8 protein-coding genes and 1 tRNA gene are annotated in these 9,921 nt (G+C 67.3%); 3 read left to right on the forward strand and 6 right to left on the reverse strand.

Features of this window, described 5'->3' with window-relative positions; genetic code table 11:
* Positions 1-11: 11 nt before the first annotated feature.
* The 4 genes from ICC28_RS37515 to ICC28_RS37530 all read right to left on the reverse strand — a co-directional run bounded on the left by ICC28_RS37515 (position 12) and on the right by ICC28_RS37530 (position 3,828).
* Positions 12-87 (reverse strand) — tRNA-Arg (locus ICC28_RS37515).
* A 240-nt stretch (positions 88-327) separates the two neighbouring features.
* The gene (locus ICC28_RS37520) at positions 328-1,848 is read right to left on the reverse strand and encodes a hypothetical protein (protein WP_223190523.1); all 1,521 of its coding nucleotides are present in this window, start codon (positions 1,846-1,848) and stop codon (positions 328-330) included.
* Entirely contained in the window at positions 1,845-2,780 is a 936-nt protein-coding gene (locus tag ICC28_RS37525) for a hypothetical protein (protein WP_188293329.1), read from the reverse strand. The genes ICC28_RS37520 and ICC28_RS37525 overlap by 4 nt, the downstream gene beginning before the upstream one ends.
* A gap of 235 nt (positions 2,781-3,015) precedes the next feature.
* Positions 3,016-3,828 carry a hypothetical protein gene (locus ICC28_RS37530; RefSeq protein ID WP_188293330.1) on the reverse strand — a complete coding sequence of 271 codons (813 nt, stop codon included), beginning with the start codon at positions 3,826-3,828 and terminating at the stop codon, positions 3,016-3,018.
* 155 nt (positions 3,829-3,983) lie between these two features.
* Between ICC28_RS37530 and ICC28_RS37535 the strand changes: the two genes are divergently transcribed.
* On the forward strand, positions 3,984-4,388 hold the full coding sequence (locus ICC28_RS37535; RefSeq protein WP_188293331.1) for a helix-turn-helix domain-containing protein: 405 nt from the start codon (positions 3,984-3,986) through the stop codon (positions 4,386-4,388).
* Positions 4,389-4,608: 220 nt separating this feature from the next.
* Here the strand turns inward: ICC28_RS37535 and ICC28_RS37540 are convergent, their stop codons facing one another.
* Positions 4,609-5,220 carry a hypothetical protein gene (locus ICC28_RS37540; RefSeq protein ID WP_188293332.1) on the reverse strand — a complete coding sequence of 204 codons (612 nt, stop codon included), beginning with the start codon at positions 5,218-5,220 and terminating at the stop codon, positions 4,609-4,611.
* A 240-nt stretch (positions 5,221-5,460) separates the two neighbouring features.
* On the reverse strand, positions 5,461-7,944 hold the full coding sequence (locus ICC28_RS41400; RefSeq protein ID WP_188293333.1) for an AAA family ATPase: 2,484 nt from the start codon (positions 7,942-7,944) through the stop codon (positions 5,461-5,463).
* A gap of 483 nt (positions 7,945-8,427) precedes the next feature.
* Between ICC28_RS41400 and ICC28_RS37550 the strand changes: the two genes are divergently transcribed.
* Both ICC28_RS37550 and ICC28_RS37555 read left to right on the forward strand, forming a co-directional pair.
* Complete coding sequence (locus ICC28_RS37550; protein ID WP_188293334.1) at positions 8,428-9,612, forward strand: hypothetical protein; 1,185 nt, start codon at positions 8,428-8,430, stop codon at positions 9,610-9,612.
* A gap of 34 nt (positions 9,613-9,646) precedes the next feature.
* A complete protein-coding gene (locus ICC28_RS37555; RefSeq protein WP_223190525.1) occupies positions 9,647-9,808 on the forward strand; it encodes a hypothetical protein in 162 nt (53 codons plus the stop codon).
* Positions 9,809-9,921 lie beyond the last annotated feature (113 nt).

A 9,921-nucleotide genomic window follows, 5' to 3' on the forward strand; every position in this document is an offset into this window, starting at 1 on the left:
GGCCTTTTGGCTGGTGCCCCCGGCAGGATTCGAACCTGCGACACCCGCTTTAGGAGAGCGGTGCTCTATCCCCTGAGCTACGAAGGCGGGGATCTGTCTGAAAACGTGTCTGAAATTAGTGCCCAAGTGATGCGGGCCTCAGGCGCGTTCCCAGCAGTGTTGCGGTGGCAGGGCTAGCCTGCAGCTGTGCCACCGCCCACAGTGTAGCGGCTGGCGCTGCGACGGCTGGAAGGTTGGTCATCTTGACCGCGGGTGGCAGGTCAGATCGGGCGGATGGCCTCGGTGTGGGAGGCTCCGGTACGGGCGTCAGGCCTCGGGGTGGTGGGGTCAGGCAGCGAGGCCGAGCGGCTTCTGGCCCAGGGCCCGGGTGATGGAGTTGTTGACCCAGGCGTAGCCGATGTAGATCAGGAGGCCAGCGTTGGCACCGTAGGCGGGGACTCGTTCGTGCGGGTAGGCCTGGTCGAAGCGGGAGTGGTTCGACTCACTGTCCTGCCGGAATCCCAGAAGTCGGCGACCAACTGGCGTGGCGGGCGGGATCTGCCTCAGATGTTCGGCCCGATTGAAGCGCGGCTTTTTGGTAGACGGGTCGATTTCGCGGTCCTCCTTGGTTTCGTCCACGCGGATGCGGAATTCGTGATCCCCGCGCGAGCAGGGGATGACGAGGCGGTGGTAAAAGCGGCTCTTATTCTGCTTTCGGCGCTCCAGTTCTTCGACAGGAAGGGGCGCATAGTATGTCTCGCCGTCCACCGTGAAGTAGCGCTCGCAGACCCGCCCCTCGGCCGCATAGAGATCGTGGCCGCACTTGCCGTTTTCGTAGTGCTTTTCGAAACGCTGTAGGGGATGAGGTTTAAGCCCGCCATGTTGGCGGGTGAAAACGACAATTCCATCAGCGATCAGAGGGGCTCGATGGACGCCACGGAGAGCGGTGTCGTATGTGAATGCGCGGATTCCGGGCGCTTTGCTCAGGAGGTGGCGGACGAGACGAACCACGGCGGTGCCTTCGTCTTCCCGCTCAGGGTCGCGCTTTCTCGATTTGGTGCGGACGGATTCCAGGGCCAAGATGACGCGACTGTGCGGAGTGCGGGCTACACGAACGGCTAGGGAGAGGAACTTGTTTCCGTAAACCGGCTTCCCTCCACCCTCGGTGGTGTTGCTGGCGTCTGGGTCTACCCGGTGGCGTCGAATTTCTCCCGTTTCCTTGTCCACGGTTTCGTGCCGGGTGTGTTTTGAGGGCGGTTTGGCAACTGTTGCGTCGCCGTGGAGGACCTGGTCGCGCTCGGGGCGGATCCAGCTTCCGCGTGACCCTGATTCCGCCATCATTCCCATGTCAAGGGCTTGGCGGACCCACAGTTCCCGGCTCGTGTCACGCACGGCACTCACGTGTGTTTTGAGGTGGTTCTTAAAGAAGTAGTTCCACTGGCTCAAACTGGGGCCGGTTGGTTTGAGGGAATCGGCTTCTTCTGACCCCAGGTGCTTGCGTACGGCTTCGCGCACCGGGTTCCACCAGAGATCGCGTTGGAGATGGCGCGCCGTGCTGCGGGCCGAGCCGAAGACGGAAATTGCGCAGAGGAAGACGAAGTAGATGTAGGGCGGGTATCCCGGCGGGCGTCCGACGCTGCCGGGTTCGCGGGCGGGCAGTGTCTGCCGGACCGCCTCGAACAGGTCGGGATTGCTCAGGAGGTACTCGAACCGCTCGTCGATCGCGAGTGGAGGCGCTTGAGGGCCTGGCTGACAGGCGGGGTCTGAAGCGGAACCGAAGACGTCGTCGGGGATCGGGCCCACCAGCCAGTCGCGGCCCTTGGTGGTCTTCCCCCTGGTCCGGCGGGAGCGCTTCTTGGCCGTGGTCACGCCACCTCACCGCCTTCGTCCCCGGCGTTCCACCGGTGGCCGGCGAGCGCGGCGGCGGCGTCGAGGGAGGACAGCCCCAGACGGCGGGCGACCTCGGAGAGCTGGCCGGTTTCGGAGAAGATCTTGCGGGCGACGTAACGCGTGACGTCCTTGGGCTCGACCCTGCGCTCTCGCGTGGCGAGGCCGCTGCGGCGGGCGATGTCGCCGAACCCGGAGCAGACGCTGGCCTGCGACCGGTACGCCGATGACGCCGCGGTGACGAGCCGCCGCGGCGAGGCGTCGTCGGTTCCGCGCAGCAGGTGGGCGCGGCGCAGCCACAGCACCCGTGCGCTCCACTCGTCCAGGGGGCAGCAACGGCCGCGGGTTCGGGTGGCGCCGTCTGTCCACACTTCGGCTTCGTAGTGGTCGAGGACGTTGAGTTGGTCGGTGGTCGCGGCGGCGATCTCGGCGCTGTGCAGGCCTGCCAGCAGCAGGGCGAGGAGGGCGGCGTGACGGGTGGCCGGCATGCCGCGTTCCGAATGGAAGCGGAGCAACTGCGCGTCGGCGTCGCTCAGTTCGGTTCCCTTCTTCCGCGGGCTGCGCGGAATCGGCGGGAGATCCACGAGCGGTGCCGCGCTGGTGAGCCCGAGAGCCCGCGCCTCGGCGAACAGTGCTTCGAGCGCGGAGCGGCGCTGCCTGCGGGTGCCGGCGGCCGGGTTGAGGACGATGCCCTGATGGCGGTCGTGGCCGGGTGCCTGAATGAAGTACGCGGCGAGGTCTGCGGTGATGTCGTCGAGCCGCGTGACGCCCTGCGCAGCGGCGAAGCGCAGGAGGCGTTCGGCGATCTGGGTGTAGAGCGTGACGGTCTCAAGGCTGAGTTCTCCGGCTGCGGCGCGCTGCTGCCAGACGCGGGCAACGCACAGGAGCGCATCTTTGATCGTCGTTCCGGCCACGGGAGCCTTCCCGGTTCAGCACCGCGCGCAGAAAGCGGCACGGTGGATCACTGATAGAAGCGGCGTGGGCCCGCTACCGTGGGCAGTGCTCCTCGCCGTGTGTGAGGGCATGCCGAAGCCCCTCGTACGCGCGGTCGTGCCGCGCGGAGCGCGGTGGTGGAGGCGGGGGTCCGGCAGCGCCACCCGGCCAAGGGAATGAGGCGCTGTCGGACCTGCTCTTTCCGGCGTTGTTGTCCTAGGGCATGGGGGGCCTCCTCAGCTTGGCGAGGATTACCGCCAGGCCCCGAATGTGGCCGTGGAGGGCCGTTACCTCCTCGGACGACAGGCGCGCGAGGTCGGCCAGCAGCACCGGCGGGCTGAGCAGGCTCATCAGATCCTCGCCCGTCGGGGGTGCGGAGTTGTCCGCGTGTGGGCGCGGGGCTGGGATCTCGCCGGTGGGTGCCACCGGAGCGTGGACGTCCTCAGCGTCCGTACCGGCCACTTGGTCCTTGTCGGGTGTAGGGGCCTGGGTACGCGGCTTCGGAACCGCGGGATTCTCGTGCCAGCGCAGGTAGCCGCCGTCTTCCGGGAGAAGCATGCCGACTGCCACCAACAGGTCGACCAGCACCTCGACGTGTCGGCGTCGTGACTCGCCGACTTGTGAGAGCGTCATCAGTTTGCTGACGAGACCGACCCGCAGCGCGGGCCCCTGTGCCAGCCGGGAGCGCGCGCATCGGGCGAACCACGCCTTCTCCCACACCTCGCGCAGCGCTCGCCGCCCGTTGCCTTCGCTCTGCCCCCAGGCCTTGGCCACGGCGGCGGCCGCCTTCGTCGCCCGGTAGGCGCCGCGACCCGGTGCCCGTTCGACCAGGCCGCAAGAGGACAGAAAACTCATGACGAGTCCGCAGCGGTGCGCCGAGATGCCGGTCAGCGCCTCCAGGTCGCGAGCGGTGAACGGGCCCTCGGCCGAGCAGGACGCCCGGGTGATCGCCAGATGCTCACCGGCCAGCACACGGTCCGTGGGCACCGGCTTCGCGGGCGATGCGGAGGCACCCCTTCGAGCGCTCACCACCGCTCACCTCCTTCCTCGCCGGCCCGGCTGATGACGTCGCGGGACAACTTCCGCGTACGAACGCGGGCGTAGTCCCCCACAAGCCATTGCAACTCAAGTAGCATGCAGGATGGGTGGACGCACCTCGGCGGCCACTCCGTCACACTGGTCGCATGCCTGGAGGAACCAGACGTGGCAAGAAGCCCCGCGAATACGTCGACGACGGCGTCTGGCCGTACGCGGTGATGGACGAGCTGCTCGGGGCGCGGGTCGCGCAGGCTGTCGCCCGTGCGCTCGCAGAAGCCATGGAGCGCCAGAAGATCAGCGCCAACGCGCTGGCCCAGGCGAGTGACGTCAACCGGCAGGTCATCGCGAACGTGCTGGCCGGTGCCGTGTGGCCCGACCTGCTGACGGTGGCGAGCCTGGAGGGGGCTTTGGGGGAGAGGCTCTGGCCCGATCACCTGAGCTGGCCGCAGGACGAGAACGGGAACCGGGCGCAGCCCCTGCCTGAGAAGATCAGGCGGCAGCGCGACGTGGAGACGGCCGAGCGTGAGGAGCGCCGGCCCCACACAAGCTAAGTGAATAGGCATGGGTGTTCGACCCTTCGGTGGGTGAGGTTGGCCGAACGCCCGACGAGCGCCACCGGAAGCCGGTAGCGTCGAAAGCGGCGGCCTGAGGGCGCCGACCACCGCCGTGTCCGAGGCCGGAGGGGTTCCAATCCACGGGCCAAGGCGCGGCGGCGGTCATTTATGAGGTTGTGGGCTGGGTGACGGCTTCAAGGCCGCAGAGCGGTAACCGTCAAGCCGCCTGCCAGGGAGCCGCGAGCTGGTAGAAGACCTTCTTCTTGCCCCGCCGGTCGCTGTCGTCGCTCTCCTGGCGCACCAGCGCTCCCCGGTCGCACAGGGTTTCGAGGACGGCGCGGTTGCGGCGTACCGCGTCGCGGGGTTCGCCGAGTTCTTCTGTGACGGCTTGTACGCTCCAGTGCCGGCGAGCGTCGGTCGAGATCACCTTCATGATGGTCACGGACCGCTCGCCTCCGATGAGTACGACCGGATTGCCCTCGGGGAGTGCCGCCGCTTCGCTTACGCCGACTTCCGGAGCCGTGGGCGCGGCGGAGGCGTCCTCCGCGTTGGGGACCACGTGCAGGTGCGGGTTCGGGGACTGGGCGCGGGCGGCCCGCAGCTGTTGTCCTTCCCACACCGCCGAGTGCAGTGCGTCGAGGACCTGTTGGGCTTTGTCGCGGTTGTCGCACGCATGTTGACGGTCCGACTCGATCTGGGCAATCGCAGTCCGGAGCCTGCGCAGTTGCTCGTCGTGGGACTCGATGAGGGCATTGCACTCGCGGAGCATCTGCTCCATCTCCTGAGCCACCCAGTCTGCCGAAGGCGGGCGGCCATCGTGCTGACTCATGCTGCCACAGTAGCGGTGAGGCAGGCGCGCCGTCTGCCCTTCACGGAAGTGGAAGGCTGACACAGCCTCTGCGGCGCCGGGAGCCGGCGTAGGCGGGAAACGACGGATGATTTGGCGCCCCGGTCCTTCAACACTGTTGGTCTTAAGAGTCATTCATTACTGGGGTTGCTCATCCAACCTGGTCTTTTGGGGCCGCACCTGCCTCCTGCCTGACACATGGGCGTAGCGGAGTAGACCTGCTTACACAGTGATGAGTTCGAGGTTCTGCTCGGTAATCTCCTCGTTTCCGGTGAGGATCGCCTCGATGGCCGCAGAACGCACGAGGTGGGCAAGGGCTCCTGGCCAGCCGCCGGTCATGGCGTGCAACTCCTGTGCCAGCCGCACCAGAGAGCCAGGCTGGTGGTGGCGCAGATGCAGGGCCTGGTCCAGGGTCTCCACCATCCGCACCCAGCCTGTCCCGTACGGGACAGGGGCGGCCCGCAGGTGAGTCAGGCGACCCTGACTCGTTCGGAAGGCGCTGCTGGGCGAGTTCTCCTGCTCTTCGACTCCCGCATACACGAACGTGGCCGGTACCTCGTCGGCCAGATTGCGCAACTGGTCAACTGGGGCCGCGCCGCCGCGAGATGACGGTCTTGCAGCGAAGGCGTCGTCCACCAGGACCACGCTGGTGCCCGACGAGAGCAGAGCCTTGCGCACCGTTTCGGAGACCGAGGCCGTACTCGTCCTTCCCGATAGGCGGGGGATGGGCAGAAGCCCCGCCAGTTTGAGGAACACCGTGCGGGTGCTGTCCCCAGGCTGGATACGGAGGTAGACGGCCGGGACGCGGAGGTAGCGGTCAGGGTGACGGGAACGGTCGGCTTGCTCGAAACGCTGCCCCAACTGCTGCAGTGCAGTCGTCTTCCCGCTGCCCGGTGGCCCGGTGATCAGGAGGCCGTGGTGGCCACCGACTGCGGCGTGGTTCATCACAGCGAGCCGCTGTCCCAGCTTCAGGGCATCCTGAAGGAACGGTGTCGGCAGCAAGGGGAGTTGGGCATGGTAGGCCAGACGCTCCTGGTCGTGCTCCAGGACGGCCTGTGACGGTGGCATGAAGTTGACCGGAGGGCACCAGCCCGCTCGGTAGACCGCGCTCTCGTCGCCAGTGCGCAGAGAGTGACGACTGCGGGACGCGGCCCCGGCCAACGGTACCCGGATCCGCCCCGTGTCTCCGGTCTGCACCCACACCTGGCGCACGTCGTGTGGATCAAAACGTACCTGTACCTCAGTTGGGGCACCCGAAGCATGCGAGGCGGTGGCCCGCAAGGGATCCAGGTCAGGGCAGTCGTAGCGCCGGCCCCCGACATGTACGCCGTTCATGGCAACCCGCCGCTTCACACTCGGCAGGAGGGAGCGGACGGCATTCGCGTCGGGGGGCAGGTGCACCGACCCCAGCCGCGCGACACATGCGTCGTACGCCGCACTGGGCGTCGGCTGTGCACCGCTGCCGGCCACCGCGCGAAGCCCCTGTTGGGGTTGGTGTTGCCAGAACGACTCCACCCACCGTTCGACACGCGTCTGGAGCCAGGTGATCAGCGACGCCTCGTCAGAGATCCTGCCCGCCTCAGAAAGCGCCAGTTCCGCGTTGAACAGGGAGACGAGCTTTCCGACAATGCGTTCGCCACGCGCTTTCCCCACGGGTTCCGGGTGCATGACCTTGATCCCCAAGTGGCGGCAGGCGTCCGTGAACGCACGCGGCCGACGGAGCAATTTCCGTTCGAGCAGCAGCGATTCGGGCATGATCAGAGGCAGAACTGCCTCCCGCATGCTCGGATCGGCGTCTCGCAGAGCCGGTGGATCGCACAAGCGAGCCAGAAGGAGGCCGCCGTCCAGCGGCCGCCGGGATGAGTGGATCATCACCGTGCAGACGGACATGGTCAGTTCGTCCACCGCGACCGTCATGAGCACGGGCCGCGAGGCGAGGCGAGCGAGAGGTTGAGGGAGTGCGAGGGCGACCGTGTCGACGTAGACCCGCTCACCAGGTCGGGACGACCGGATCCCTTCCCTGTCCGCAACTGAGATGCCTCTCACCCGGCCCCGCTTCGAGGTAAGTTCCTTCACCAGCCGCTGGAACGTCGAGCGGGACGGCAGCTTGACAACTCCCGGGCCGTAGAGCGCCGCCAGCATGGTGCCGGTGGCCCGCCGGTAGTCCTCCGCCGAAGTGGTCCGCCAGTACCTCGTGTCGTCGGCTACGATCATCGCCAGTACCTCCAGCACGCGCGGGTCCTGCCGAGAGCCTGGGGCAGGCTTCCTGACCGCCCGTCCGTCGATCAGCCCCTCGACGCCCTGCGCCTGGTAACGCTGACGCCGACGCCTCACGGTGCGCGCCGAAGCCCCGGACACGCCCTCCGCAGCGAGTTCGGCGGCCTTGGCCGCCTCCCGCTCCCCCAAAGAGCGGACAGCAGGGTCGAACTCCGGGCGAGGCGTAGCGCGGTCATCCGCCCCGGGCGGCAGGCCGGTGATGACCTCCACGATGTGCCGCTCCCACCACCGAGCCCGTTCCAGCACCTCCCCCGGTGCCGACAGGACGCGGACGGAACGAGAACGAGGGCCGCGCTCCAGCACGTCGAAGTCCCCGGACAACACCAGTTGCGGCACCGTAAGCCAAGTCAAGTCGCCCAGAGGGTCCGCAATTTCGACGCCCCCGTGGCCGAAGCCGGACACCACCCAGGCGCGGTCCTCGAACCGCACTCGGTCCCCCACGCCCAGACGCGGAGGCCACGACACATCCATCGGCCTTCCTCACCCGGTGTCAGACGTATTGGCGGCCCGCACGCCACCTTGTGCCGCCTTGTGCACAAGGTGAGGGTCCAAGACTAAAAAGAATTAAGCAATTTCGTCGACGCAACGCTGACCACGCAACAGCCGTGATGTGCCTTCCACCGCGGCCCTGTCCGAGCGTGCGGGCGACGACGGAACTGCGGTCGGACCCGGCCGTTTCCCCCGTCGTGTCGTTCGAACCGCGACACCGGGACCGCTCCGCACGAGAAGGTGACGGCGCCAGCCTGCCCTCGCATCGGCGGGGCTCGGCCGCCGTAAATACGCGGCGCCCAGGAAACGTTGCTGGAAACATGACTGGATGAGAGCGCGACCCCGGTGGGCTCGTCCCCTGGATGTCTCGCACCCTTACGCGCACGTCAAGTACCGTGCGACCGCGGGAACTTGGATACGTCGATGACAGCGGAAGTCGGCCCGGTGGACCTGCACGTGTCCACACCGTCGGTCTACCTCGACCAGTGGGTATGGATTCGCCTGGCGCGCGCGGCGAACGGAGCTCCGCGCGAAGCAAGCGACACGGACGTTCTCGCTGCCGTACGCACCGCGAGCCGCGCGGGAGTCGCCTTCCCGCTCTCATCCACCCACTACATTGAGACCAACAAGATCACCGACCCTCGCCAACGGGCCGACCTCGCGCGGACCATGGCGTCTGTCTCCCACTGCCGGACGCTGCGCTCACGACGTGTTCTTCTACGCCATCAGATGCTGCACGCGATGCATGTGAGCTTTGGCCGACCGGCGTTCCGGCCGCGGCCACCGGAGGCGCTCGGCATCGGTGCGATGTGGGCCTTCGCCGGCGAGCGTGCTCCGTTGAGCCTCTACGGCCCGTACGGCAAGGTGGACGCCGGCTCGGTTCCAGGGATGCAGGCATGGCTGCGCAAGGTCAATCAGTTTGCTGAGTTCCAGCTGCTGGCCGGGCCGCAGGACGAGGAGATCGAAGACCTGCAGCGCTACGGATACCGGCCTGAAACAACACGTGAGGCTCTCCGCAGCAGGCTCGAGTGGGAAGAGATCTACGTCGGACTGCTCGCGGACGATCCGGTCAGCCGGCACGAACTCCGGGTGCGAGTCCAAGCGCGCGAGATCCTCCACGAACACTTCGATCTGCTTCAGGACCTTCTCGCGGAGTACCGGATCGACCTCCACCGCGAGATCGGTCTTGATCCCGCCCGGCCCGGGGCAGGGCGCCCCCGCATGATCGCTTTCGTCGACCAGATGCCATCAGTCCGCATCGCCGTGGACCTGAAGGCGGAGCTCTTCCGCAACCAAACCAAGGCGTGGACGGTGAACGCCCTGCACGACATCGACGCCCTGAGCATGGCGGTGCCCTACTGCCATGTCGTCGTCCCTGACCGCGAAATGGCGGACTTCCTGTCGCGATCCAGGGCTGGCCAACGGAACGGCACCCGCGTAATTAGCCGACTACGGGACCTGCCCGACGTACTGGCTGCCCTCCGGGATCAAGTACGGTCCGGCGGCGATGATGCGAGCGGCAGCGACTGGGTCGGTCCCGGCGAAGGTTTCTGCATCGAGGGGGAGGAACTGCGCGCCACCGCGCCCAGCCAATTTCCCGCTGCCTGATCGACGCTGCACACTGCCGCTGACCGCCGCCGGCGTGGTCGATCGCATCATCACAGATCTGGCCACCATTGATGTGAGCCGGGAAGGTCTGCACCTCACTGCACTCGCTCCAGGCGTCACCGAGGAGGAGGTTCGGGCGAAGACCGGCGCCCCGCTGCAGCTGTCCGTAGAGGCAGCCGCAGGCATCCGCTACTGACCTTGCTGCCCTCTCTATGCGCAGAGCCGAGTATTGAGTGCCGGCGCAAGGACGTCTTTCGAGGCTGCTGGGGCATAGGCCGTCCCCCTAGCAGAGTGTTCCCCGCTGCCGCT

The sequence above is a fragment of the Streptomyces sp. TRM68416 genome, assembly GCF_014596915.1.
Taxonomy (GTDB): Bacteria; Actinomycetota; Actinomycetes; order Streptomycetales; family Streptomycetaceae; genus Streptomyces.